Source organism: Sulfitobacter guttiformis (assembly GCF_003610455.1).
Lineage (GTDB): Bacteria > Pseudomonadota > Alphaproteobacteria > Rhodobacterales > Rhodobacteraceae > Sulfitobacter > Sulfitobacter guttiformis.
This window is the reverse complement of record NZ_RAQK01000001.1, coordinates 2,369,708-2,396,669: the sequence shown is the minus strand read 5'-3', so window position 1 is coordinate 2,396,669 and position 26,962 is coordinate 2,369,708. Positions and strand designations below refer to the sequence as shown.

Sequence of the window (26,962 nt, the reverse complement as noted above, 5' to 3'; positions counted from 1 at the left end):
TCTTAACGAAGCCACCCCACCGCGTCCAGCAAGCCAGACCAGCGCAACAGGCGGGCCCACGCCGAACGGCGGGGCATCGCCCACGCGGTGCTAGATTTCCTCAACTTCAAGGACGCCACCCAAAGACCGTATCGCTCCTTTGATTTGCGGGGTCACGGGGAATTGGGCACATAAGTCCACCTCGACCTCGCCGGGCAAGGCAGGGTCCATTAAGCACAATACTACAGGGCCCTTCGAGGGGATCGTCGCCCCCTTGCGCGCACCTTCGAGTACGGCAGATACCGCAGCAATCGCCGCAGACGTTTCGATGAATATGCGCAATCCCATACCACCGGCATCTGCCACCGCGATATCAATCGGCGTTACTCCGCGTCCCAGCAGCTTAAGCTGGTCACTCTCTAGTGTTGCCTCAACGCTGATAACAACCTTTGCACCCGTCTCAAGGTGGTCTCGGCACAGCTCTAGTGTGTCGGAGAAGAGCGTGACCTCATAGGCACCCGTAGTGTCCGACAGTTGCGCAAAGGCAAAGCGGTTGCCACGTGCAGATTTCCGCTCTTGCCGCCCCGCGACGACGCCCGCCAACTTCGCCACTAGCGGGCCGCCCTGCGCTTTCACCAAAAGCTCGTCCAGCGTCATCACACCCTTGCGTTTGAGCGGACCCATGTAGTCATCCAGCGGGTGGCCCGACAAATAAAATCCGATCGCTTTGAATTCCTCGGTCAACCTCTCTGCCGCACGCCAGTCATCGCAAGGCATCATCCGCGGTTCGGGCAAATCATCCCCCGCCTCGCCGAAGAGCGACACCTGATTTGAGGCTTTCTGTTCGTGGATCGCAGCACTATAGCCCACCAGCGCATCCAGCGCGGCAAATACCCGGGCACGGTTGGAATCCAGTACGTCGAATGCGCCCGAGCGTGCCAGCATTTCCAATGGCCGCTTGCCTACCCGCTTGAGATCGACCCGTCGGGCCAGATCAAACAAGGTCACAAACGGCTTCTCGGCACCTTCGACCTTGCGCGCCTCGACGATCAGCTTCATCGCCTCGACACCGACATTTTTGAGCGCGCCCAGCGCATAGACCAACGCACCGTCCGCAACTTTGAACGTCGCATCCGAGCGGTTCACGCACGGCGGCACATAGGGAAGCTCCAACCGCTTGCGCACTTCCTCGAAATACACGGCGAGCTTGTCTGTGAGGTGGATATCGCAGTTCATCACACCGGCCATAAACTCGACCGGATGATTGGCCTTGAGCCATGCCGTCTGGTAGCTGACCACTGCATAAGCCGCCGCGTGGGATTTGTTAAACCCGTAATTCGCAAATTTTTCCAGAAGGTCGAACACCTCCTTGGCTTTTTTCTTGTCTACGCCATTGGCCATGGCGCCCTTTTCGAATTTAGGCCGCTCCTTTGCCATTTCCTCGGCGATCTTCTTACCCATCGCACGGCGCAACAGGTCCGCCCCGCCAAGGGAATAGCCCCCCATGACCTGCGCAATCTGCATCACCTGTTCCTGATAAACGATGATACCCTGTGTCTCTTCCAGAATATGGTCAATCGATGGATGAACGGATTCACGTTCCTTTAGCCCGTTCTTCACCTCGCAGTAGGTCGGGATGTTTTCCATCGGGCCAGGGCGATAGAGTGCCACCAAGGCCACAATATCTTCGATGCAGGTCGGTTTCATGCGTTTCAAGGCATCCATCATGCCGCTCGATTCCACCTGAAATACGGCAACAGTCTTTGCCGCTGCATAAAGTTTGTAGGACGCAGCATCATCCAGCGGAATGGTCGAGATGTCGTCCATCAACCCCTGCGGTGGCTCGAACAATTCCGTCCCGTCCGCCGCGATGTGCAGGTGCCGGCCCGACGCCTTGATCTGGTCAACCGCATTCTGGATCACCGTCAGGGTCTTCAGACCCAAAAAGTCGAACTTGACCAGTCCCGCCTGCTCAACCCATTTCATGTTGAATTGCGTTGCGGGCATGTCCGAGCGCGGATCCTGATAGAGCGGCACCAACTCGTCCAGCGGTCTGTCGCCAATCACAACACCCGCCGCGTGGGTCGATGCGTTCCTGAGCAATCCTTCAACCTGCTGACCATAATCCAGTAAGCGCGCGACAATCTCCTCCGAGCGCGCCTCCTCACGCAGCCTCGGCTCATCCGCGAGGGCTTTCTCGATGCTGACGGGTTTCACGCCCTCGACCGGGATCATCTTGCTGAGGCGGTCCACCTGCCCATATGGCATTTGCAAAACCCGCCCGATGTCGCGCACCGCTGCCTTCGATAGCAAGCCACCAAAGGTGATGATCTGGCCAACCTTGTCGCGCCCGTATTTCCCTTGAACATAGCGGATCACTTCCTCACGCCGGTCCATACAAAAGTCGATGTCAAAGTCGGGCATGGAAACACGTTCGGGGTTCAGGAACCGCTCGAACAGCAAGGAGTAGCGCAGCGGATCAAGGTCGGTGATCAACAGCGCATAGGCGACCAGCGATCCCGCACCGGATCCACGGCCCGGACCAACAGGAATGCCCTGATCCTTTGCCCATTTAATGAAATCCGCAACAATCAGGAAGTAGCCCGGAAACCCCATCCCCTCAATGATGCCCAGCTCGAATTCCAGCCGTGCCTCATATTCCGCCACTTCCGCCGCGTGCGGAATAATCGCCAGCCGTGCCTTTAGGCCCGCCTCTGCCTGACGACGCAATTCTGCGACCTCGTCATCGGCAAACTTCGGCAAAATCGGATCGCGGCGGTACGCCTGAAATGCACAGCGCTTGGCAATCTCTACCGTGTTCTCCACCGCTTCGGGCAGATCGGCAAACAGCGTGACCATCTCCGCTTGCGTCTTGAAATAGTGCTGCGGCGTCAGACGCCGGCGACCGTCCTGCTGGTCCACGTAGGCGCCATCGGCAATACAGATCAACGCATCATGCGCCTCGTACATCTTGGCCGCTGGAAAGTAGACATCATTGGTCGCGACCAATGGAATATCCATCGCATATGCCATCTCGACAAATCCGCGCTCGGTCAGTCTCTCAACCTCGGGTGCACCGCTCTCGCCTGGATGCCGCTGCAACTCCATGTACAGACGATCGCCGAATGCGTCCTTCAACGCAGCCGTAAGCGTCTCGGCTGCGGATCGCTGGCCGGCCCGCAACAACATGCCCAAAGGCCCCTGTGGACCACCGGTCAGGCAAATAATGTCCTGCGCATGGGCCGTCAATTCGGCCATCGTAACCTGCGGGATGGCCCCACCCTTGTCTAGATATAGACAGGAGTTGAGCTTCATCAGATGCGCGTATCCACGCTCGCTTTGGGCCAGCAGAACCACGGGCGCTGGAGGCCGGATTTTCTCACCGGGGGCGGCCACAACATATTCCAGATCGACCTGGCAGCCAATAATTGGCTGCACGCCCGCGCCCGACATTGCCACTGAAAACTCCAGCGCTGCAAACATGTTGTTGGTGTCTGTCAATGCCATGGCAGGCATGTCGGCCCGGACACACATATCCGGCAGCTTCTTGAGCCGCAGCGCCCCTTCCAACAAAGAGTACTCGGAATGCGTGCGCAGGTGAATGAATCGGGGGGAATTGCTCATCATACTAATCTAGCGCGGATATCAGGCACCCTCTACCGCCAAATGGCACCTCGCCCCCCATTTTCCCGCTCCACCCCTTGCCAAACGTTCGCCTGGCACCGTAGCGTGAAGGAGCATCGCCTTCTACGCCGCATCGAAGGCTATGCGCACGGATAACTGGTACCGCGGCGGGGTTTTCCCCATGATCATTTCGTTTACCCTCAACGGCAACGCCGTCACCCTGACTGATCCCATCCCAACGAAAACCCTCCTTGACTGGCTGCGCGAGGAACGCGCGCTTACCGGCACGAAAGAGGGCTGCAATGAAGGTGATTGCGGGGCGTGCACCGTTATGGTTCGCGATTTACAGGGTGCATTCCCTCTGAATGCCTGCATCCTGTTTTTACCTCAAATTCACGGTAAACACATCACAACTGTTGAAGGCCTCGCAGCGCCTGACGGCACTCTGCACCCCGTACAATCCGAAATGATCACCCATCACGGTAGTCAATGCGGCTTTTGCACCCCGGGGTTCATCATGAGCATGGCAACCGCCCACCACAATGCCGACACCGACCACGATACGACGTTGGCAGGTAATCTGTGCCGCTGTACCGGCTATGCTCCGATCATTCGTGCTGCGATCTCTGCACAAGATCACCCTATCCCGGAACACCTTCGTCAGTTACCTCCCGAAACTCCGGGGGAGCATCAAACACCGGCGGGGGCAGCGCCGCGCTCCTGTGATGCTCTGGCAAAGCTCTATTTTGCAAATCCCGATGCGACGCTCATCGCCGGCGCTACCGATGTGGGCCTTTGGGTCACCAAACAACTGCGTGACATAAAAAACCCGATCTTTCTTAATCAATGCGCCGATATGCGCGGCGTTAAACGTATTCAGGAAGGTTGGCGCATTGGCGCAATGACCACCATCGCCGAGCTTGAGCAAAGCCTCGCTCCTCATTTTCCGTCCTTGGGGAAATTGCTGCGCCGCTATGGCTCGACACAGGTGCGCGCCGCTGCAACATTGGGCGGCAATATCGCCAACGGCTCACCCATCGGGGATGGCAGCCCTGCGATGATTGCCCTTGGCGCAACCCTACACTTGCGTATGGAAGATGCCCGCCGCGAGATCCCACTCGAGGATTTTTTCGTGGCTTACGGAAAACAGGACCGCCAACGCGGAGAGTTTATCGAGGCAATCACCGTGCCCGACCAGCCCGACACATTGTACTGCGCAAAAATATCCAAGCGGTTTGATCAGGATATATCGGCCGTTTGCGCATGCCTGAACCTGCCTGTGGCAAACGGTGCATTCGGTACCACGCGCCTTGCTTTCGGCGGTATGGCAGGCACGCCAAGGCGGGCGCGACATGCAGAGGCTGCCCTCAACAACCAGCCCTTTACGCTGGGTACGGTCCAGAATGCAGTGGATGCTCTCACTTCCGATTTCGACCCGCTGTCTGACATGCGCGCCTCCGCCTCCTACCGAATGCAAGCTGCGCAAAACGCGCTCATCCGCGCCTATCACACCCTAGCTGGCGACCCCGCCGATCTGCACGCGGTGCACGCATGAGCACCGGCACATCCTTTCCGCACGACGCCGCGCATCTGCATGTCACAGGGGCTGCGCGCTACGTCGACGATATCCCCACGCCCAGTGGTACGTTACACCTCGCTTTCGGACTGAGCACAACGGCACGCGGTAAAATCAATGCGATGGATTTGGCACGCGTCAGGCAAGCAGCCGGTGTCGTCGCAGTCCTTACCGCCGATGATCTGCCTTTTGCAAATGACGTATCGCCCTCCAACCACGACGAGCCTCTGCTTGCCAAGGATACCGTGCACTACACGGGTCAACCTCTGTTTCTGGTAATCGCCACAAGCCACCTCGCCGCAAGAAAGGGCGCCCGCCTCGCGGATATATCGATCAGCCCTGAGGTGCCGATCCTTACCATTGATGCGGCACTGGCAGCTGACAGCCGTTTCGAGGATGGCCCACGAATCTATACAAAAGGTGATCCGGACACCGCCCTTGCATCTGCTCGCCACCGCCTTTCCGGCTCACTCGAAATCGGCGGTCAGGAACATTTTTATCTGGAGGGTCAAGCCGCCCTCGTCCTGCCCGGTGAGAATGGCGATATGCTGGTCCAAAGCTCGACTCAGCACCCGACGGAGATCCAGCACAAAGTGGCAGAAGCGATTGGCCTGCCTATGCATGCGGTCCGTGTCGAAACGCGGCGAATGGGTGGCGGTTTCGGGGGCAAGGAAAGCCAAGGAAACGCCCTCGCTGTTGCCTGCGCTGTCGGCGCGCGCCTGACGCAAAAACCCTGCAAAATGCGCTATGACCGTGACGATGACATGATCATCACCGGCAAGCGCCATGATTTTCGCATTACCTATGATGCAGGGTTTGACGACACCGGCCGCCTCACAGCGCTTGATTTCACGCATTATGTCCGCTGCGGCTGGGCAATGGATCTGAGCTTGCCGGTGGCCGACCGTGCGATGCTGCACGCCGATAACGCCTATCATCTCAGCGATGTGCGCATCACGTCCCACCGGCTCAAGACAAATACCCAAAGCGCTACCGCCTTTCGCGGGTTCGGCGGCCCGCAGGGAATTGTCGGGATCGAACGTGTGATGGACCATATTGCGGCGCACCTGCTTCTTGATCCACTCGACGTGCGGCGGGCGAATTTCTACCGTGACAGCGATCTGGGATCCCCGTCCCTGCCGACGCCGGAACCTGAGCTACCAGGGACAAATGGCGATCTGACAACACGCGGCGCTCGGGTTGAGGGCTCTCCCGCAGTTACCGCACCGCCCGTTCCCGAGGGTGCACAGACCACCCCGTACATGCAGCCAGTTACCGATTGCATTATCAACACGCTGACCGACCGCCTTGCGCTTATGGCCACCTACCGCAACCGCCGCGATGCGGTTACCCAATGGAATGCTCAAAATCCGATCCTAAAGCGCGGGCTTGCGCTGACACCGGTAAAATTCGGCATTTCATTTACCCTCACCCACCTAAATCAAGCCGGGGCGTTGGTCCATGTCTATCAGGACGGCTCGATCCACCTCAATCATGGCGGCACCGAGATGGGTCAGGGGCTATTTCAGAAGGTTGCCCAGATCGCCGCCTCGGAATTCGGAGTGCCGCTGGCGCAAGTGAAAATTACTGCCACTGACACTGGCAAAGTGCCCAACACATCCGCCACCGCCGCCAGTTCCGGTACAGACCTCAACGGTATGGCAGTGCTCAATGCGTGCAAAACCATACGAGAGCGTATGTCGGATTACTTCGCAACCTTGCACAATTGCCCAACCGACGAAATCACATTCCACGACGGTCACGTCACCGCAGGAACCACCACTCTCACCTTCGCCCAAGCCGCACAAAAAACCTATGAGGCCCGCATCAGCCTGTCGGCGACCGGCTTTTATAAAACGCCAGATATACAGTGGGACCGGATCAAGGGTTTAGGACGGCCCTTTTTCTACTTCGCATACGGTGCCGCGATCACCGAAGTCGTTATTGACACCCTCACCGGCGAAAATCGTATCTTGCGTGCCGATATTCTGCACGATGCGGGCCAATCGTTAAACCCCGCGCTGGATGTAGGCCAGATCGAGGGTGGCTATGTGCAGGGTGCGGGCTGGCTGACCACCGAGGAACTGGTCTGGGACGAAAAAGGCGCGCTTAAAACCCACGCGCCAGCGACATATAAGATTCCCGCCTGCTCGGACCGCCCTGACATCTTTAATGTAGCGCTCTGGGACCGACCCAACCCTGCGCGCACAGTCTACCGCTCCAAAGCTGTGGGCGAGCCACCCTTTATGCTTGGGATTTCCGCATGGTCTGCACTCGCTGATGCCGTCCGCTCCTGCGGGCCAACCTATGCTGATCTACAAACGCCTGCCACCGCCGAAGAAGTGCTGAGAGCAGTGCAAAAGGCCCAAGGCGATGACTGATAGAAATACCATCTATGTCGAAATCACCGGCACACGCGGGTCCACCCCGCGCGATGCTGGCACGACGATGATCGTCACACCGACGACCCTGAAACACACTATTGGCGGTGGCGCCCTTGAATACCGCGCCATCTCGAAAGCGCGTAAAATCCTCGAAGACCAAGGTGCCGAGGAATCGGAGACAATTCCTCTCGGCCCGAACCTCGGGCAATGCTGTGGCGGCACGGTCACCCTGCGCTATACCTATGCACCACCGGCTCTTTGTGCCGAACTTCAACAGGTTACAGTCCACGCTGCCTTGCCAAAGCCATCCCAGCCCCGAAACCTTTGGATCTGGGGTGCAGGGCACGTGGGCCGCGCTGTCATTCATCATGCGCACCCTGAGGCCTTTAACATCACATGGATCGACAGCAGCGCGGACCGCTTTCCCGACCATATCCCCGGTCACGTCGCGAAAACACCCGCAGCCGATATGCCCCTGCTGGCCACCCGCGCGCCCGCATCTGCCGATCACCTGATTTTCACCTACTCGCATGACATTGATCTGGCGCTCTGCGCTGCCCTCCTCAAACGTGGCGCAGCCAGCATCGGGTTAATCGGCTCAGCCACCAAATGGGCACGGTTTTCCAAACGACTGTGCGCAATGGGCCTCGATCCCTCTACAGTAACCTGCCCCATCGGCGATAAAACCCTTGGCAAACACCCTAACGAGATTGCACAGAGCACCTTGCGCGCATTACTCTACACCACCCAATCCAAGGTTTCCGCATGACCGAGCCACTGCTCTCGCTTACTGATCTGACCAAAGCCTACCCTGGCGTAGTCGCAAACGATTCCGTGTCGCTTGAGATCGGCACCGGTCAGGTACATGCCTTGCTAGGCGAAAACGGTGCGGGAAAATCGACATTAGTCAAAATGATTTACGGGCTGATCAAGCCCGATAGCGGCAGGATGAAAATGAACGGTGCGCCTTTTGCGCCATCCGAGCCGCGCGCTGCCCGCGCAGCAGGAGTCGGGATGGTATTCCAGCATTTTTCCCTTTTCGACGCCATGACGGTGGCTGAAAATATTGCCCTCGGAATGGAGAGCGCGCCAAAGCTGGGCGCCCTGTCCGCGCAGATTACAGAAGTGTCGGAGGCTTACGGCTTGCCCCTGTCGCCCGACCGTATTGTGGGGGACCTGTCAGCTGGAGAGCGCCAACGTGTCGAAATTATCCGCTGCCTGCTACAACAACCCAAACTGCTGATCATGGACGAGCCTACATCGGTACTGACCCCGCAAGAGGTCGAGATCTTGTTTAAAACCTTGCGCAAACTTAGCGCCGAGGGCACCGCCATTCTTTATATATCGCACAAGCTCGAAGAGATCAGAACGTTGTGCGATCACGCGACCATTCTGCGGCTGGGCAAGGTGGTGGGCGAATGTACGCCCCGCGATACCACGGCCAGCGCCATGGCCGAAATGATGGTCGGCAAACTGCTGCAAACGCCGACACGTGCGGTACAAACTGCCGGTGACATTGTTTTGTCTCTCACCGCTCTCGCCGCCCCAGCGCCAAATGCCTTTGGCATGGCCCTCAAGGATATTTCGCTTGAGCTGCGCGCAGGTGAGGTCCTCGGGATCGGAGGCGTCGCAGGCAATGGTCAGGACGAGCTGCTGGCAGCGCTTTCAGGTGAACGACCCGTTAAACGGGGAATGATAGATTACAAAGGTGAGGATATCGGGCCTTTGGGCCCGACCGCCCGACGAATGCGCGGGCTGCTCGCCGCACCGGAAGAGCGAATGGGCCATGCGGCGGCACCCGACATGTCCCTTACCGAGAATGCAATGCTGACAGGGGCCGGACGTATGGGCCTCGAAAAGCGCGGATTTCTCGACTGGGCTGCAGCAAAATCATTTGCGGAAGCGGTCATCAAGCGCTTTGACGTCCGCACTCCTGGACCGGGTGCTGCTGCGCGTTCCCTATCAGGCGGGAACCTCCAGAAATTCGTGATTGGCCGCGAGGTAATGCAAAACCCTGATGTATTGGTCGTGAACCAGCCGACATGGGGCGTCGATGCCTCTGCTGCGGCGGACATACGCCAAGCGCTGCTTGATCTGGTGCGCAATGGTGCTGCGTTGATTGTGATCTCGCAGGATCTGGATGAGTTGATGGAGATCTCCGACAGGTTTGCTGCGCTGAACGAAGGGCGTCTCACCGCCCCACGTCTGGCGCATGGAATTTCAGTGGAGGAAATCGGACTAATGATGGGTGGTGCGCATGATATGGAGGTTGCCCATGTTTGAGCATTCGAAAATTCAGTTTGCCAGAAAAATGAAGAAGCAGTCCATGGCGGGGATCGGCGCATGATTGCATTGGTAAAGCGGCCCGAACCGAGCAGAGCTTTCTCGTTGGCGGCACCTGCGTTGGCAGTGCTGGCGACAATGGTGTTTGGCGGATTGTTGTTTGCGGCGCTGGGGAAAGACCCGCTCGAGGCGATCGCCACGATCTTTTGGGAACCGTTATTCGGGGAGTTCGCGTTTTTTTACCGTCCACAGCTTTTAATCAAAGGGGCTCCATTGGTTCTGATTGCGATTGGCCTGAGCCTTGGGTTCAAGGCTGGTATCTGGAATATCGGCGCGGAGGGACAGTATATCATGGGTGCACTGTTCGGCGCTGGTGCAGGGCTGGCGTTTTATCCGACAGAAAGCGCACTTGTATTTCCGCTCATGGTCATTTCGGGGGCATTTGGCGGCTGGATCTGGGCGATGATCCCTGCGGTGCTCAAGGTCAAATTCGGGACCAACGAGATACTGGTGTCTTTGATGCTGGTCTATGTAGCAGAGCAGTTTCTGGCATCTATGTCTTTGGGGTTACTCAAAAACCCTGAAGGATTCGGATTTCCAGGCTCGCGTAATTTGCAGCAGTATTCAAGCGCTCATAATGCGGAGCTAATAACAGGCACCGGCATGCACTGGGGCGTCGTTGCAGCCTTTATTGCAGTTATATTTGCCTATGTCCTGCTGGCGCGCCATCGAACGGGATTTGCCATTCGAGTAACCGGAGATGCACCGCGTGCGGCGGCCTTTTCAGGTGTAAATCCTGCGCGGCTCGTGCTGTTCTGCCTTGGCATGTCAGGGCTGCTTGCAGGGCTTGCCGGCATGTTCGAGGTGTCGGGGCCAGCAGGTCAGGTGACAATTGATTTCAACGTAGGCTACGGGTTTACCGCGATTATCGTAGCTTTTTTGGGTCGCTTGCATCCGGTCGGTATCTTGCTGGCGGGCGGGTTAATGGCGCTGACTTATATCGGGGGCGACATCGCACAATCCAAGCTGGGGCTGCCGGCAGCCGCCATTCAGGTGTTTCAGGGAATGCTGCTGTTTTTCCTGCTCGCCTTTGATCTGTTCACAAATTACCGGCTGAAATTTGGCCGGACGGCGGTGGTATAATGGATCTGTCTGCAATCAATCCCGTCCTGTTCATTGCCGGTTTTTTTGTTGCCGCAACCCCGCTCATCTTTGCCGCCATCGGGGAACTGGTGGTGGAGCGGACGGGTGTGCTCAACCTCGGGGTTGAAGGCATGATGATCATGGGCGCGATCTGCGGTTTTGCCACTGCCGTCGAGACCGGCTCGCCCCTGCTGGGCTTTGCTGCAGCGGCGGTAGGCGGAGCGGTGCTGAGCCTGTTGTTTGCCTTTCTCACGCAAGTGATGCTCGCAAATCAGGTAGCGTCTGGCCTTGCACTCACGTTGTTTGGCTTGGGGTTTTCAGCACTCTTGGGTCAAAGCTATGTTGGGATCAAACCGCCGCGTCTTGCGGATGTAGACTTTGGCCCGTTGGGGGAGATCCCCTACATAGGGCCGATCCTGCTCAGCCATGATATCATAGTCTACTTCGGCCTGATGCTGGTGCTTGTTGTTTGGGCCGTGCTCAAATTTACTCGCATCGGTCTGACCCTGCGCGCGGTTGGTGAAAATCACGATGCCGCCCACGCGCTGGGATTCAAGGTAAAGCGGATCCGCACATTGGCGATTATGTTCGGCGGGGCCTGTGCAGGGGTCGGCGGCGCATACATAAGCTTAATTCGTGTGCCACAATGGACCGAAGGGATGACGGCTGGGATCGGGTGGATTGCACTCGCGCTGGTAGTATTTGCCTCATGGCGCCCCTTACGCGTGCTGGCAGGTGCCTATCTTTTTGGCGGTCTTGTTCAATTACAGCTCAATCTACAGGGCGCAGGCGTTGCCATTCCCGTCGAATATCTGGCAATGTCGCCTTACGTTATCACCATCATCGTTCTCGTGTTTCTGTCGCGCACTAAAAGCGCCGCACCGGGTTCGCTGGGACGGATATTCCATGCCTCTTCCTGAGGCAGATCTGCATTACATAAACTCTGGGGAGACTTCTGAAATGACATATACAAAACGCGCTGCAGCCAAGCTGCTGCTCGGCACTGCACTGGTTGCGGGCATCGCGCCAGCCGCTTTTGCCGATGCCCATGCAAAAACCAAAGTAGGCTTTGTCTACGTGGGTCCCATCGGTGACGGTGGCTGGACCTACGAGCACGACAAAGGGCGCCTCGCCGTCGAAGCAGAGTTCGGCGACAGCGTCGAGACAGTATACGTCGAGAGCGTGGCAGAGGGCCCGGACTCCGAACGTGTAATGACACAGATGGCCCTTGATGGCGCCGATCTGATCTTCACCACCTCGTTCGGTTACATGGACCCGACGATCAACGTTGCAGCGAAGTTCCCCGACGTGAAATTCGAGCACGCCACCGGGTACAAGCGCGCCGACAATGTGTCGACCTACTCAGCGCGCTTCTACGAGGGACGCGCCATTCAGGGGCATATCGCAGGTTCCATGACAAAGTCGAACATCGTCGGCTACATCGGCTCCTATCCGATTCCCGAAGTTATTCGCGGGATCAACTCCGCCTTCATCCACGCCCGCAAAGTTAATCCCGACGTGCAGTTTAAAATTGTATGGGCTTACACATGGTTCGACCCTGCGAAAGAAGCGGACGCAGCGAAGGTCCTGATCGAGCAAGGGGCAGACGTTGTTCTGCAGCACACTGACTCAACCGCGCCACAGGCCGCTGCACAGGAAGCGGGCAATGTGATCACCTTCGGTCAGGCCTCCGATATGTCGCAATATGCCCCGACGCCCCGCGTGTCCTCGATCATTGACGACTGGGCACCTTACTATATCGCCCGTGTAAAAGCAGTCAAAGACGGCACGTGGACATCAACGGACACATGGGATGGCATCGGCGCTGGTATGGTCGGCATCGGCGAGATTTCCGACGCTGTTCCAGCAGAGATCAAGGAGCAGGCACTGGCCCTCAAGGCGTCACTCGCTGACGGCTCCTATCACGCCTTCACCGGACCGCTGAACAAGCAAGATGGAAGCGTGTTTCTTGCCGAAGGCGAGACAGCAGATGACGGCACACTGGCCGGCATGAATTTCTATGTCGAAGGCATCGAGGGCGAAATTCCACAATAAGCGGCACTAGACCAAAATGCGATAAAGGCCCTGCCAAATGGTGGGGCCTTTTGTCGTTATGCGGACATTCAACGCGCCTAACAGCTTTGTTAACAGCGATGAACCACATGTCTAGTTCCCGGTCGGACCTTAGGCCGCATGCCTTGTAGACGGGATTTTTCTTTGCATATCTTGCAGGCATGCTCACACATTTCAGTCCCTGTGTTCTGCCGGTCCTGACAATCGTTCTGGTCGTGGGCTCAACGCAGGCATCTTCGGGTCCGTCGCCCTAGCGGTGAGAATACGTGTATCGTTCGTCACTTTCAGCGTGCTCGTCGCAGCGTTTGACGCTGGCATCGGCCTGACGCAAGATGCCCGCTGCACGGGTCATGGCATTATAATGTTCCTCTTCGGAGCGATCCTTGTGGGACCACTGTTTGCGCGAAGATAAGAGATTGTGACCGCAGGTATCGCCAGCACTGCTGACGCAAAGATGAGCACGCTTGATGCCTCCGGCCTAAAAGAACAGTTCATCGGAGGCTTACTGAGGGGAGAAGCTAGGCCACCTTGTACCGGTCGCACACTGGGCGCTGCTATCGAACTGGCCTCCCAAGGAAAAGCCTTGCTTATGTAAAGCGTGCCATGTCTGCCTTCGCACTCGGGGTCTCAACGTTGATCAACGGCGTGGGCATGGGCGTGCAGGAGGCCATCCGCAAACGTGCAAATCTGCTTCGCGTTCTGGCAGAGCAATCAGAGCAAAACCTTGGTGTGACTTTCATCACTCTCGGCCCGGAGGATTACTCCCACCAAACCAAATCACTGACGCGAGGGTGCTGGAGGATGTTCCAATCCGGCTTCAGGACATATCGGTCATCCTGTGATCCTTAGTCCCAAATCCCCAGAGAGATCGCTATGATGCGCCGCGCCTTTCCCGCCGTCGCAAGCAGCTTCGCCATGTTGAACGTACTAGACCGCACCGAAGATTTCAGCGACGAACCGCGGGTTTGATCAATACCGCTTTGAAAAGCGGTAAAACCGCTTTCGTCGACTACCCTCCTATCTGGTGCTCGACCTGCAGGCGACGAGAGCGCATCATCGTCGTGCTAATCGCTGAAAATACCGCATAAATCGACAAGATGGCCTTCGTAAAATTAGACTGGTACACCCTTGCCAACCACACTGATCGACGCTGGTGGTTCTCAAGCGCGATCAGGCGTTAGGCCGCATCGTCGCATGCACCTCCACCGCTGATATAAAGGGCTTATGGGTACCAGTGTCTAACACATATGCACATCTTGCCGTTAACCACTTCGGGACTCTTACACCGGCGCGGGGTAACTCCCGTCCGGCCCGTGTACCTCCGTCCCCTCCAACCCCGGCGAGAACACACAAATCAGATGCAGCGCAGCACCCCCAGCAGGCACCCGCACCTCGTGCAGGTCATGCTTGTCAGGTGCGTAAAGGACGCCTGCCGAAATCTGGTGGACCGCGCCTGTTGCCAACTCTACAACCTCACCTGCACCTGCGATGCAATAACACGCCTCAATGTGGTGCTTGTATTGCAGGCGCAGCACTGCGCCAGGCAACACGCGGGTTTCCGTCATCGAAAAACCCATTCCGTCCGACCGCACCAGCAGCCTCAAGCTCTGCCAGCCGGGTCCATTTGCATCCCTAACCGTGCCGGTCAGCTTGGCCTTATCTGCAATAATCATCTCGTGATCTCCCGTTACGTCACGCCCACATTGCCCTGCTTTCCAGACCTGCACAAACCCCCTAAGCTCGGGTTATGATAAAACTCCATCACCTCAACAGGTCCCGCTCCCTGCGTATTCTCTGGCTCCTTGAGGAGATCGGAAATCCATATGAATTCATCACCCACATCCGCGATGAGAAAACGAATCTCGCACCGCCGGAATTGCTGGCGCTTCATCCGCTGGGCAAGTCCCCGATGATCGAACTGGATGGCGAGATAGTGATCGAGAGCGGTGCCATCACCGAGTTTCTTTGCACGACATTCGCGCCGCAAATGATCCCCACCAAAGGGACGCCCGCGCACAACCGCCACCTCGAAGCCATGCATTTCGCCGAAGGTTCAGCGATGACACCTATTTTGCTCAACCTCTATGTGGGCCGTCTGGGCGAAGCGGGGGCGCCCCTGCATCCACGTATCCAGTCCGAGTTGGATAACCATTTCTCCTATATGGAAAGCATCCTGCGCCCCTCCGGCCATTTTGTGCTGGATGATCTGAGTGCGGCCGACATTATGCTTAGCTTCCCTGCACAAATCGCTATGCGGCTTGAGCGGCGTGGTAAATACCCGAAACTGGCGGCCTTCGTCGACGCCATTGAGGCCCGCCCCGCATTTCAGCGCGCCGTGGAAAAAGGCGGCGTTTAAAGAAGCGTCTTCACAGCATTTGTCAGCTTCTTGCCCCCCACTGTTCCTTGCGGATCATCGTGGGGGGGGTGAGCTGAACCTTATTCTGCCCTGCGCCCATACCTGAAAGCTGTGTGCGACAGAGCGATTTATGCCGCCCGCGAGCATTGCGGTTTCCCGTTGCGTGCCAGCGGCCTCCGTGCCAGAATTTGGCTATGACACAACTCCTCACCAGCCCCGATGGCACCCCTGCCAGCCGCCTTGCGTTTGGCACAATGCAATTTGGAGGCCGCGCAGACCGCGCCGCCTCACAGGCCATGTTCGAAGCCGCCCTCAATGCGGGTATTACCCACTTTGACACCGCTCATGTCTATACTGACGGCGCATCGGAAACATTGCTGGGTGAGATGGTAAAACCCTACCGCGACCGTCTCGTGATCGCGACGAAAGCCGCCTACACCGGTGGTGCAACCCCCCAGAACATCCGCGCCTCTGCCGAAACATCGCGGAGCCGGATGAAACTCGACACCCTCGACGCGCTCTATTTGCATCGCTTTGATCCCGACACCGATATGCATGCCAGCTTCGAGACATTCGCAGAGCTCAAAAGAAAAGGGGTTATCCGTTATATCGGCATATCCAACTTCTCTGCCTGGCAGGCCGCAAAAGCGGCAGGGATAGCCGCAGAATTTGACCTCAAAATCACCCTGATCCAGCCGATGTACAGCCTCGTCAAGCGTCAGGCTGAAGTCGAAATTTTGCCGATGGCACAGGATTATGAAATACTTTGTGCACCTTATTCGCCGCTGGGCGGTGGCTTGCTCACGGGCAAATATGCAAGCGGTGGATCGGGCCGCCTGACAGAGGATGACCGCTATGCCGCGCGCTACAACTTCGAGCATATGCGCAGCGCCGCAGCCGCACTTAGCGAGATCGCCCTGCGCGAGGGGGGCCACCCTGCCACCCTCGCAGTGGCATGGGCCGCAGCACATAAGACATCACCAACCCCGATTATCTCTGCACGCTCAACGCAGCAGCTAGAGCCGTCACTGGCGGCGATGGACTATGTGATGACACCTGCGCTTTACGCTGAACTCGCTGCTTTGGTCCCTGCCCCGCCCCCCGCTACCGACAGGGCGGAAGAGCAATGAGCGATATCCTCGTGATTGGCGGTGGCATTGCCGGTTTGTCCGCCGCCGCGCGGCTGTCTGCTGATGCAAGGGTCACCCTGCTGGAAATGGAAACCGCGACCGGCTATCACGCCTCCGGCCGCTCGGCAGCGCTGATCGAGGAAAACTATGGCGCGCCGTCCGTGCAAGCGCTCAACCGCGCGAGCATGGCGCATTTCATGACCGGAAATTATCTGACGCCCCGCGGCCTGCTGATCGTTGCGGGTCCCACGGAAGAAACCGCTTTCCGCGCGGATGTGGTCCACATGGGCGTCGAGCCGGTCACCCCTTCCGAAGCACGTGATTTTGTACCGATACTCGATCCGGCTAAAGTGGCCTTTGCAGGCTATCACGCGCCAGCGTTCGACATTGATACCGACCGCCTGATGCACGATTTCATCCGGACAATTCGCAAAAATGGCGGGCAGATCATTACCGGCGCGACCGTCACCAATATCCGTAAGGACGCCCACGGCTGGCACGTGTCAGCAGGGGGCGAGTACACGGCAAGAACCCTTGTAAATGCCGCAGGCGCTTGGGCCGATTTGATCGCCGGCATCGCTGGCGTGACCCCTGTGGGTATTGTTCCGCACCGCCGCTCCATGGCACGGCTGGCCGCACCGGGCGGGCATGATACATCGCGCTGGCCGATGTTCTTTGGCGTGGGTGAATCGTGGTACGCCAAGCCTGATGCAGGCGCGCTGCTGGTCTCACCTGCGGAAGAAGTACCGACCCATCCCCATGACGCTTATGCTGATGATATGACGCTCGCCGAGGGGCTTGATCGTTATGAGAATATGGTGGTCGAGCCGGTTACACGCCCGATCGCCACATGGGCTGGCCTGCGCAGTTTCGCGCCCGACCGCACACTTGTGCTGGGCCGGGATCCGGACGTACCAGAGTTTGTCTGGTGCGCAGGTCAAGGGGGCTATGGCTTCCAGACATCTCCCGCAGCCTCTGCCCTGCTGGCTGATCTTGTGACGGGCCGCACGCCTACCCTTGGGGCGGCCGATGTTGCCGCTCTACGCCCCGACCGACTGCGCGTATGAGCAGTCTTCCTCCCAACGCCAGCGTTGCCTCCGCTCTAGGGAGTGGCAAATTGCATGCTCCTTCGGCCGAGCGGAACATGGGCGTCATCGTGGAGCTTCTGCGTGTCCACGCTCCACCTCATGGGCGCGCTCTTGAACTTGCTTCCGGTACGGGCCAGCATGTTATGGCCCTTGCATCGGCTTTGCCACAGATTGACTGGCACCCAAGCGAGGTCGCGGCCGACAGAATGGCCAGCATTGATGCGTATGCCGCGACCGCACAATTGCCCAATCTACACCCTGCCCGCCACCTCGATGCCACGCGGCGGGGCTGGTCCCAATGTCTGCAGCCCTTCGATCTGATACATCTGGGGAACCTGCTGCACCTCATTCCGCAGGCAGGTGCGTATACGCTACTGACCGAAGCATCAGTAGCGCTGGCGCCCGCAGGCACCCTCACCCTTTATGGTCCGTTCATGCGAGAAGGTCGCCTCACCTCGGAGGGCGACGCAAAGTTTAATGCCGAATTGCAAGCAGCTAATCCAGCAATCGGCTACAAGGACGATAGATGGATCAATGAAGTACTGACATCAACGGGCCTTGTTGTTAGCGTGCACGACATGCCTTCCAACAACCTCGCCTTTATCGCCAGACGGAGCCCAGAATGAAAATCCGCGCCTTTCTTTGTATCGCTCTGCTTGGTCTGCTTGTCGCCTGCGGGACAGGCCGTGAGGCGATCCCTATCGGCACGCCGGTCGCACCAGATTTCAGGGATGCAAATCCGGTCGACTTCAAAGGACAGCGCCCCGCGCAATATCCCGTTCACGGCATTGATGCGGCACGGTTCCAGACCAGCATTGACTGGTCACAGGCACGGCGCAACGGTGTAAACTTTGCCTTCCTGAAGGCGACCGAAGGCGGTGATCTGTTGGATCCTGCATTCACCACGCACTGGCGCGGCGCAGGTAAGGCGGGCGTGGCGCGCGGTGCCTATCACTTTTACTATTTCTGCACCTCGCCGGAGGTGCAGGCACAATGGTTCATCCGAAATGTGCCGCGGTCAAAAGGCATGATGCCACCAGTCCTCGACATGGAATGGAACCCGCTTTCGCCCACCTGTGCGCACCGCCGCCCCGCGGCAAACGTCGTACAGGACGAAATGCGCCGCTGGCTCCGCATCATCGAGGCGCACTATGGCCAGCGCCCTATTATCTATACGACGCCGCAATTCTACGCCGAAAACAATCTTTCAGGCTTCAACGGGTATGAATATTGGCTGCGGACCACCGCCAAATCCCCTGGTGAAGCCTTCCCCGGTGAGCGCTGGCAGTTCTGGCAATATTCGGCCACGGGTTTGATCGACGGGATCAAAGGCGAAGTTGATCTGAACGCGTTTTCAGGTACCCGCGCACAATGGACTACATGGCTGGCCGCACGCGCACATAAATAGCATCACGAAATGCGGCCCAGACCCATAGGCAAAATCCAGACCGCCAAACGTGCCGCGTTAGTCTTACATGCCGGGAATGCAGCGCGCAAAGCTTGTGCTTCAAAGCGTGCACGCTCAACGACGCAGGCCAGATCATTCTCAAAATCAGGCAAGTGAAAAACCACCACTTTTCGCGTTTTAGAAAACCGCATCTGCGTGAGCGCGATCTGAGCGGCGGCCCCAAAATGGCAGGCATCCCAGCATAGCTCGGCAATATCGGGCAGATGGCGCAAGCTGTCCCAGCGATTGAGAAGTACAATAGTCACGGTCGCATCGTCACTTTGTGCGATGCCCAGCGCGGTGCGGACCTCATCTGCCCTGTCGCCGATAACGGCAACTGTCGGCGTGCGTGAGGGAGACAGTGCGACGCCCAAGCCAAACACCACCGCGAGCAAAACGCTCGCGATGGCGATATAGGCTTTAGCCGTCCATGCGAATGGTGGCGTTTTTGGGATCATAAGGGCTATCCTCGACAATCTCGCCATCCCACAGTTGGTCGAACATCTTGACCTTCAACTTGGTCCCGACCACTGCGGTTTCCGGTTTGACATAGCCCATTCCGATTGATTTTCCGAATGCGACAGAATAGCCGCCCGACGTCAAACGCCCTACACGTCTCTCACCGTGATAGAGAACTTCGCGACCCCAAGGGTCAGCATCCACCGGTCCATCGATCAGCAGGGTCACGCATTTTGCTTTTATGCCATGATCGGCCATCGCCTGCTTGCCGTGAAAGTCCTTGTTCATATCGACAAAACGCGGCAGGTCCGCTTCGAGCGGGGTCGCGTCACGGCCCAGTTCGGTGCCGAAGGCGCGATATGATTTCTCCTGACGCAGCCAGTTTTGCGCCCGTGCACCGACCAGTTTCATACCGTGCGCTTCGCCAGCTTTTTCCAGCATATCAAACAGGTGATTTTGCATCTCGATCGGGTGGTGGAGTTCCCAGCCCAACTCACCGGTATAAGCGACACGGATGGCCCGCACAGGCACCATGCCAAGCTCGATGTTGCGCATCGTCAGCCACGGGAAACGCTTGTTAGACAGAACAGTATCAGGATCGGCGTCCTTGATCACGCTGCGCAAGACATCACGGGATTTGGGGCCGGCAATGGCGAAAACGCCCCACTGCGTGGTAACATCATGGCACTCGATATACCCGAACTCGGGTGCCTTATCCTCAACCGCCTTGCGCAGATAGTCGCTGTCGTAAGCGGTCCAGCCGCCGGCACTTACTAAATAATATTCATGCTCTGCCAGCCGGACGATGGTGTATTCCGTGCGCGTGGTGCCTGCCCCGGTGAGGGCATAGGTCAGATTGATCCGGCCCACCGACGGTAACTTGTTACAGGTAAACCAGTCTAGGAATGCCGTAGCCCCCGGTCCCTTGACCAGATGTTTGGTAAAGGCGGTCGCGTCGATAAGGCCCACACCCTCGCGCACGGCCTTTGCCTCGTCCACCGCGTATTGCCACCAGCCCCCACGCCGGAAACTGCGCGCGTCACGGTCGCTAAAGCCTTCGGGCGCATAGTAATTCGGGCGCTCCCAGCCGTTGACCCAGCCAAATTGCGCTCCGCGTGCGGCCTGCCTGTCATAGGCGGGCGATGTGCGCAGTGGGCGGCAGGCGGGGCGCTCCTCGTCTGGGTGGTGGAGGATATAGACGTGCTCATACGCCTCCTCGTTTTTACGTGCGGCAAATTCGGTGGTCATCCAGTCGCCGTAACGCTTGGGATCGAGACTTGCCATATCGATATCGGCCTCGCCCTTTACCATCAGTTGCGCGAGATAATAGCCGGTGCCACCCGCCGCTGTGATGCCAAAACTAAACCCTTCGGCCAGCCACATATTGCGAAGACCCGGCGCAGGTCCTACCAGCGGGTTGCCATCAGGCGTATAACAGATTGGACCGTTGAAATCATCCTTCAGGCCGCAGCTTTCGGCCGAGGGAATGCGATGGTTCATCGCCATATACTGGTCTTCGATCCGGTCCAGATCGAGCTGGAAGAGGTCAGCACGGAAGCTGTCAGGGACGCCGTATTCGAACCGCGCAGGTGCATTGGGCTCATAGACACCCAAAATCCAGCCCCCGCGCTCCTCGCGCACATAGGACTGAGCATCGGCGTCGCGGATGACCGGATGTTCGACGTTGCCTTCGGCGCGGAATTTCACCAACTCGGGGTCTTGGTCCATGACGATGAACTGATGCTCGACCGGAATGGCGGGCATCTTAATCCCAAGCATCTTGGCTGTGCGCTGTGCATGGTTGCCGCTGGCGGTGACGACATGCTCGGCGGTAACCACCACTTGCTCGTCAGATGGCACAAGGTTGCCGCCCTTTTCAACCATCTTGGTAACAGTCACTTCCCACGCCTCCCCGTTCCAGTGGAACGCATCGGCCTGCCATTTCCGCTCGATCACAACGCCGCGCTGGCGCGCACCTTTTGCCATCGCCATGGTCACGTCTGCAGGGTTAATGTACCCGTCCGTCTGATGGTAAAGCGCGCCTTTGAGGTCTTCGGTGCGGATGAGCGGCCATTTCGCCTTGATCTGGTCAGGGGTCATCCATTCATAAGGCACTCCGCAGGTCTCGGCGGTTGAGGCATAGAGCATATACTCGTCCATCCGCTCGTCGGTTTGGGCCATCCGCAAGTTACCAACCACTGCGAAACCGGCGTTCAGGCCCGTCTCTTCCTCCAAAGTCTTATAGAACTTGATCGAGTAGTCGTGAATGTGAGTGGTAGCAAAGCTCATGTTGAAATAAGGCAGCAACCCCGCCGCATGCCATGTCGACCCCGAAGTCAGCTCATCGCGCTCCAGAAGCATCACGTCATCCCAGCCCGCACGGGCCAGATGATAGGCAATCGAGGTTCCAACGGCACCCCCACCAACGACTAATGCTTTGACTTGAGTTTTCATGCCACGATTCCCCTTTGCGCGTGTTGCCCCGTTCTATCTCCGAAGATTGATTTTCACAGCCAACCCGCGACTGGAAAACGCAAAAAACCGACCTTCTACCGCAGTGAGGATCATAGTGGATGCGTCAAAAGCGGGCTTTGGGATCGCCGAAGCAGAGTTCTGGTAACAGGAATCCGGTTTCAGCAGGGCTTCACCCTTGAATTTCATGCCTATCCGCGCAAAGTTTTAGATCTTCACAATTGGTTAAGGTCTTTGGATGTTCGACTTTCTATCTACCCGCCAATGGGCATGGAAGCTTCTTTGGCTTGTCAGTTTTCTCGCAATTCTGACCGTGCTTTTCAGCAGCATCATGGTAGAGAAAGATGCCTTTCCCCTCTCGAGTTACCTAAGCCGGACGCTTGAAAATACTGCCATCGGTCCGCTCCTTGCAAGCATTGGCGGGCTGGCCCAGAACGACGGGATATTCGGCATCGTAATCGGTGGCCTGTTCTCCGTGTTGTCGATTTCGAGCATCTATATCCTCAAGATTCCCAACATAAGAAATACTGCCGTGCAGGCGCTGGCTTGGGGCTATTACGAGAATTATCTGAGCAACGTTGTCCAGAAAATTGCCGCTGATACCCCGAATTTCCGCATCGTGATTGTCTTACCAAGTTACGAGTTGGTGGAACGGCCACAGTTTTACTGGGCGCGACTGAAAGTTGTCATCAGCCGTCTGGGTTTTGGCCTCGATAATGTGCGGACGGATGATGTTTTTGGTCGTGATGTGTTTACGATTCAGAAGCAGGAGGCGCCGCCGTTGCCGCTGTTTGTCGATCTGCCCAGCACGATGAAAGTCATCCGCCGCATTCTGGAGCTTGAAGCGCATATGCCTGCAGGCAGGGTCGCGCGACAAAAATGGTGGCGTAGCCGATTCAAAGAATTGCGTGCAGAATTTCGCGCCTCATTGATCGACTTTTTTGGCGACGAAGATTGGGGCAATCTGGTATTTATTGAAGGCGACAATACCGAACAATTTGCAAAAGACCTGCGCAAAGTCATAGCCGAGCTTGAGGCGGATATTGCGCGAACCCAAAAGGCGATTGATGCTGATAAGTCTTGATCAGGACAGTTATCAGGCAAGGATAGCGGGAGATGACCATTTTTTCCTGAGACGTCTTTTGGTCCCTGCACAAAGACTGACAGACTTGAATTTTGGCGCGTTGGAAGAAGGGCGCCAACCTTCAGCGCTGCATCACTTTATGATCTGCACGGGTGGTTGGCCAACCGACTATGTGGAGTTTGATGCGATCGGACATGATGAAGATAGCAGGGCGATGCTTGATAAAAATGCTGCCCATATCATCAAGCTGGTCAATGGCGCCATCCCGTGGGCAAATGTCGGCAGAACCGAGCAAGATTTGCTGTGGCGCCGTGTTTTGCTGCGTCTTCACCTCACATAAAAAGCAAGCCATTCAGACACTCGACAAGAAAGATTAACCAATTATTAACCACCTTCCGCTTTATTCGGATTCAATGGTTAACAGAAGGTGATCCCATGCTGAATTTCATCAAGCAAGTTTTAGGACGGGACGGGCTTCGGGATTCCAGTGTGGATGAATGGGCCGTGACCCATGAAATGGATCTCGCCTATCTGGCAGAACAGAAGACATTGAAGAAGGCCTCTCAGCCCGACGGAACAAACCTTACCAGCGCCAGAATTATAAATCTGTCCGACCATCAGGCAGAATTTTACCAGGGTTCATAATATCATCAGGGTCCAGCGCCCTTTTGATCGCCCGCATTACATCGACTGCGCCGCCAAGTTCTTTCACGAGATAGGGGCGCTTACCCTGTCCGATCCCGTGCTCGCCGGTGCAGGTACCACCCAATTCGATGGCAAAATTATTGAGCCAGCTAACGAAGGTCTGCGCCCGCGCGACCTCGTCTGCATTATCCATATCCAGCAACACCGAAGCGTGGAAGTTACCGTCGCCGGCATGACCCACGATGGGCGCAATCAGCTCCAACTCGCTTGCTTTGTCGTTCGTCGCAACCACAGCCTCAGCCAGCCGCGAGATCGGCACACAAACATCCGTTGCCACTGCTTTACATCCGGGCCGCAGCGCCAGCATTGCCCAATATGCGTCATGGCGCGCCTGCCAAAGCTTGTTACGCTCCTCTGCCGAGGTGGTCGCGGCATACCCGCTACCGCCAAAATCTGCCGCAAGCGATCCAAAGGTCTCTGCCTGCTCTGCCACACCCGCATTCGATCCGTGAAACTCCAGCAACAGCAGTGGTGTCTCCGGCAGGGTCAGTTTGGAGTAGCTGTTGACCGCCTTGACCACCAGCGCATCAAGCAACTCTATCCGCGCGACGGGAAGGCCGTATTGTATCACTGCCATCACTGTTTCACAGGCGGCCTCAACCGACGGAAACGAACAACTCGCCGCTGACATGGCTTCGGGGATTCCCTGAAGTCGCAAGGTGACTTCGGTTATAATCCCCAGCGTCCCTTCGGAGCCAACCATCAGCCGCGTCAGATCATACCCCGCCGAGGATTTGCGGGCCCGGCTCGCTGTGCGGATAACCTCGCCATTGGCCATCACCACTTCGAGGCTCAGGACGTTGTCCTTCATCGTGCCGTAGCGCACAGCGTTGGTTCCGGAAGCCCGCGTTGCTGCCATTCCTCCAATGCTCGCGTCCGCACCCGGATCAATCGGAAAAAATAATCCTTGATCGCGCAGATGGGTATTGAGCGCCATGCGTGTCACTCCGGGCTGTACACGGCAATCCAGATCTCCCGCATTCACCTCGACCACCGCATTCATCTGACTGACATCAATGCTGATCCCCCCTGCAGGAGCGTTCACATGCCCTTCCAGCGATGTGCCGGTACCGAACGGGATGACTGCCACCTTATGGGCGGCGCAAATCCTGACCACCTCAGAGACCTCCTGCGTCGACCGGGCGAAAACAACACCATCCGGCGGCTGATTGACGATCCATGTCGTTGTATGGGCATGTTGCTCGCAGATTGACGCGCCAGTGTGAAAGCGCTCTCCGAATTGCTGCTTGAGAATACCCATAGCGGCGGCGATACCCGTCTCGTTTCGCCCCTGTGCCATTGTCTGAACCATCGTCTACTCTCCCAATGCGATGCCTTCGCGGCGCGGATCTGCACCGCCCTGCAAACGCTCGCCAATACCAATCAAATGCAGGCCCGAAGTAAGCGCGCGCACATCGGTCTCGTATCCCACCGCAGCCAATCCTTCGGCCAATGCTTCGGCGGTTGTGCCTGCTTCCAGATCATAGGTGCCAAAGCGGTTTACTGCGTGAGGCAATGCCGCCGCTGTCTGCGCATCCAGCCCCCAGTCGATCATCGCGATAATGGCCTGCGCCGTGTAGCCGATAATCCGGCTGCCCCCCGGCGATCCGGCGACAATCACCGGCGCGCCGTCCTTCATCACGATCGTAGGTGCCATGGAAGAACGCGGCCGCTTGCCCGGTTCGACGCGATTGGCAATCGGCACACCTCCATCGTGACTGCGAAACGAAAAATCCGTGAGTTGGTTATTGAGCAAAAAGCCACCGACCATCAGGCGGCTGCCAAATCCGTTTTCGATCGTTGTCGTCATCGAAGCCACATTGCCAAAGCTGTCCACAATCGAGATATGCGAGGTGGACGGAAGCTCGATCGCCTGATCATCCGCCCAATTGAGGGCGTGGTCAAACTCTGGGTTACCCGCAGCAACCTCAGGCAAGGCATCATCGCCCGCGAGCAGTGCGCCGCGTTCCGCCATGTAGGCCGGATCTAGCAAGCCTTTGACGGGCACGGGCACGAAATCACTGTCTGCCACGTATCGCCCGCGGTCCGCAAACGCGAGGCGCGAGGCATCTGCAATCAGGCGGCGCACGGTCACATCATCCGGACCGGCACTAAGGTCATACCCCTCCAGAAATCCCAGCGTCTGGCCCACCGCTATCCCCCCCGAGGACGGCGGCCCCATACCGCAGATTTCATGCCCGCGGTAAGGCGCACAAACAGCAGTACGCTCTTTCACACGGTAAATCGCCAGATCGACGTCCGATAAAACGCCTGCATTATCAGCCCCCTGAACGGTCGCAACGATGGTTTTTGCCAAATCACCCGCGTAAAACGCTCCCACACCTTCCTCGCTCAATACCTTGAGCGTGTTGGCATAAGGGAGGTTAACCAACATATCCCCCTGCACCACCGGCACGCCTGATGGCATAAAATATGATGCTGCGATCTCGGATGTTGCGAGGCGCTCGGCATCCTCGGCCACAAGTTGTGCCAAACGTGGGCTTACAGGAAATCCGTCAGCCGCCAGCGCCCTCGCTGGCGCCAAAAGACCGGCCCAATCGCGCGTACCGTAGCGTGCATGAATCTCAGCCAGCAGCGCGGGCGTTCCGGGCACACCTACAGACAGGCCGCCCACCACCGCATCAAAAAAGCCCAATGGCTCACCGGCGGCGTCCTGAAATAATTGCGGCGTCGCGGCCAAAGGGGCGGTTTCGCGCCCGTCAAATGTCGTGACCCGCCCGCTGGCTCTATCATACCAGACCAGAAATGCGCCGCCACCGAGGCCAGAGCTTTGCGGCTCAACCAGCCCAAGCATAACCTGTACGGCCACCAGGGCATCGGCGGCCGTTCCGCCCGCTGCCAGAACATCGGCTCCGGCGCGCACAGCATGCGGATTTGCCGCAACCACCATCCAGTCTTCCGCCTGCACCGGCAAGCCCGCGCGCTTGGCCTCAAGCGCTGCTGTCACTTGTGGTGACAGGCTTTCGAAAATACCGACACCCGCCGCCTCCGGCTGAACCGCATCTGCGGCCTGCTGCGCATTCGCACCGCCAGCAACCAGAGCCAGTAACCCGATCAAAGCTAACCGCATCGTATCCTCCCTTGACTGATTAATATTTCCGAAAAACCCATCCTGACGACGCGCGCACGCAGCAGCCT

21 protein-coding genes are annotated in these 26,962 nt (G+C 57.6%); 15 read left to right on the top strand and 6 right to left on the bottom strand.

From position 1 onward, the window contains the following. Positions 1 to 90: 90 nt before the first annotated feature. Positions 91 to 3,603: a DNA polymerase III subunit alpha gene (gene dnaE / locus C8N30_RS11640; RefSeq protein ID WP_025061148.1), complete on the bottom strand. Its 3,513-nt coding sequence runs from the start codon at positions 3,601 to 3,603 to the stop codon at positions 91 to 93. Positions 3,604 to 3,784: 181 nt separating this feature from the next. Here dnaE and xdhA point away from each other — a divergent pair, with 181 nt between their 5' ends. From xdhA to C8N30_RS11600, 8 genes are all read left to right on the top strand, one after another. Then, entirely contained in the window at positions 3,785 to 5,158 is a 1,374-nt protein-coding gene (gene xdhA / locus C8N30_RS11635) for a xanthine dehydrogenase small subunit (RefSeq protein ID WP_025061147.1), read from the top strand. Continuing rightward, entirely contained in the window at positions 5,155 to 7,560 is a 2,406-nt protein-coding gene (xdhB, locus tag C8N30_RS11630; RefSeq protein WP_025061146.1) for a xanthine dehydrogenase molybdopterin binding subunit, read from the top strand. The genes xdhA and xdhB overlap by 4 nt, the downstream gene beginning before the upstream one ends. Further along, on the top strand, positions 7,553 to 8,332 hold the full coding sequence (gene xdhC / locus C8N30_RS11625; protein WP_025061145.1) for a xanthine dehydrogenase accessory protein XdhC: 780 nt from the start codon (positions 7,553 to 7,555) through the stop codon (positions 8,330 to 8,332). Before xdhB ends, xdhC begins: the two co-directional genes overlap by 8 nt. Then, positions 8,329 to 9,846, top strand: coding sequence for an ABC transporter ATP-binding protein (locus C8N30_RS11620; protein WP_025061144.1), 1,518 nt, complete (start codon positions 8,329 to 8,331; stop codon positions 9,844 to 9,846). Before xdhC ends, C8N30_RS11620 begins: the two co-directional genes overlap by 4 nt. Positions 9,847 to 9,906: 60 nt before the next feature. Continuing rightward, positions 9,907 to 10,989, top strand: a complete 1,083-nt coding sequence (locus C8N30_RS11615) for an ABC transporter permease (RefSeq protein WP_025061143.1) — start codon at positions 9,907 to 9,909, stop codon at positions 10,987 to 10,989. Beyond that, complete coding sequence (locus tag C8N30_RS11610) at positions 10,989 to 11,909, top strand: ABC transporter permease (protein ID WP_025061142.1); 921 nt, start codon at positions 10,989 to 10,991, stop codon at positions 11,907 to 11,909. Before C8N30_RS11615 ends, C8N30_RS11610 begins: the two co-directional genes overlap by 1 nt. 40 nt (positions 11,910 to 11,949) lie before the next feature. Next, positions 11,950 to 13,044, top strand: coding sequence for a BMP family ABC transporter substrate-binding protein (locus C8N30_RS11605; protein WP_025061141.1), 1,095 nt, complete (start codon positions 11,950 to 11,952; stop codon positions 13,042 to 13,044). Positions 13,045 to 13,665: 621 nt separating this feature from the next. Beyond that, the gene (locus C8N30_RS11600) at positions 13,666 to 13,911 is read left to right on the top strand and encodes a hypothetical protein (RefSeq protein ID WP_025061140.1); all 246 of its coding nucleotides are present in this window, start codon (positions 13,666 to 13,668) and stop codon (positions 13,909 to 13,911) included. Positions 13,912 to 14,342: 431 nt separating this feature from the next. On the opposite strand, the gene C8N30_RS11595 is transcribed toward C8N30_RS11600, so the two are convergent. Beyond that, positions 14,343 to 14,735, bottom strand: a complete 393-nt coding sequence (locus C8N30_RS11595; RefSeq protein ID WP_025061139.1) for an ectoine synthase — start codon at positions 14,733 to 14,735, stop codon at positions 14,343 to 14,345. A gap of 74 nt (positions 14,736 to 14,809) precedes the next feature. On the opposite strand from C8N30_RS11595, the gene C8N30_RS11590 reads away from it, so the two are divergent. The 5 genes from C8N30_RS11590 to C8N30_RS11570 all read left to right on the top strand — a co-directional run bounded on the left by C8N30_RS11590 (position 14,810) and on the right by C8N30_RS11570 (position 19,044). Continuing rightward, complete coding sequence (locus tag C8N30_RS11590) at positions 14,810 to 15,418, top strand: glutathione S-transferase family protein (RefSeq protein ID WP_025061138.1); 609 nt, start codon at positions 14,810 to 14,812, stop codon at positions 15,416 to 15,418. A 194-nt stretch (positions 15,419 to 15,612) separates the two neighbouring features. Then, complete coding sequence (locus tag C8N30_RS11585) at positions 15,613 to 16,548, top strand: aldo/keto reductase (protein ID WP_025061137.1); 936 nt, start codon at positions 15,613 to 15,615, stop codon at positions 16,546 to 16,548. Further along, positions 16,545 to 17,615 carry an NAD(P)/FAD-dependent oxidoreductase gene (locus C8N30_RS11580; protein WP_025061136.1) on the top strand — a complete coding sequence of 357 codons (1,071 nt, stop codon included), beginning with the start codon at positions 16,545 to 16,547 and terminating at the stop codon, positions 17,613 to 17,615. The genes C8N30_RS11585 and C8N30_RS11580 overlap by 4 nt, the downstream gene beginning before the upstream one ends. Before the next feature lie 50 nt (positions 17,616 to 17,665). Further along, the gene (locus tag C8N30_RS11575) at positions 17,666 to 18,262 is read left to right on the top strand and encodes a DUF938 domain-containing protein (RefSeq protein ID WP_409373587.1); all 597 of its coding nucleotides are present in this window, start codon (positions 17,666 to 17,668) and stop codon (positions 18,260 to 18,262) included. After that, a complete protein-coding gene (locus C8N30_RS11570) occupies positions 18,259 to 19,044 on the top strand; it encodes a glycoside hydrolase family 25 protein (protein ID WP_037967766.1) in 786 nt (261 codons plus the stop codon). Before C8N30_RS11575 ends, C8N30_RS11570 begins: the two co-directional genes overlap by 4 nt. A gap of 2 nt (positions 19,045 to 19,046) precedes the next feature. Here C8N30_RS11570 and C8N30_RS11565 read toward each other — a convergent pair whose 3' ends face one another. Together C8N30_RS11565 and C8N30_RS11560 are read right to left on the bottom strand one after the other, a co-directional pair. After that, complete coding sequence (locus C8N30_RS11565) at positions 19,047 to 19,541, bottom strand: hypothetical protein (protein ID WP_025061133.1); 495 nt, start codon at positions 19,539 to 19,541, stop codon at positions 19,047 to 19,049. Beyond that, complete coding sequence (locus tag C8N30_RS11560; protein WP_025061132.1) at positions 19,504 to 21,996, bottom strand: GcvT family protein; 2,493 nt, start codon at positions 21,994 to 21,996, stop codon at positions 19,504 to 19,506. The genes C8N30_RS11565 and C8N30_RS11560 overlap by 38 nt, the downstream gene beginning before the upstream one ends. A gap of 256 nt (positions 21,997 to 22,252) precedes the next feature. Between C8N30_RS11560 and C8N30_RS11555 the strand changes: the two genes are divergently transcribed. Together C8N30_RS11555 and C8N30_RS11550 are read left to right on the top strand one after the other, a co-directional pair. Beyond that, complete coding sequence (locus tag C8N30_RS11555) at positions 22,253 to 23,098, top strand: STING domain-containing protein (RefSeq protein WP_025061131.1); 846 nt, start codon at positions 22,253 to 22,255, stop codon at positions 23,096 to 23,098. Further along, positions 23,082 to 23,438 (top strand): hypothetical protein, encoded by a 357-nt coding sequence (locus C8N30_RS11550; protein WP_025061130.1) that lies wholly within the window; start codon positions 23,082 to 23,084, stop codon positions 23,436 to 23,438. Before C8N30_RS11555 ends, C8N30_RS11550 begins: the two co-directional genes overlap by 17 nt. Positions 23,439 to 23,696: 258 nt before the next feature. Here C8N30_RS11550 and C8N30_RS11545 read toward each other — a convergent pair whose 3' ends face one another. Beyond that, positions 23,697 to 25,115, bottom strand: coding sequence for an FAD-binding oxidoreductase (locus C8N30_RS11545; RefSeq protein WP_025061129.1), 1,419 nt, complete (start codon positions 25,113 to 25,115; stop codon positions 23,697 to 23,699). Between the two features lie 3 nt (positions 25,116 to 25,118). Beyond that, positions 25,119 to 26,894: a gamma-glutamyltransferase gene (gene ggt, locus C8N30_RS11540; RefSeq protein ID WP_025061128.1), complete on the bottom strand. Its 1,776-nt coding sequence runs from the start codon at positions 26,892 to 26,894 to the stop codon at positions 25,119 to 25,121. Positions 26,895 to 26,962 lie beyond the last annotated feature (68 nt).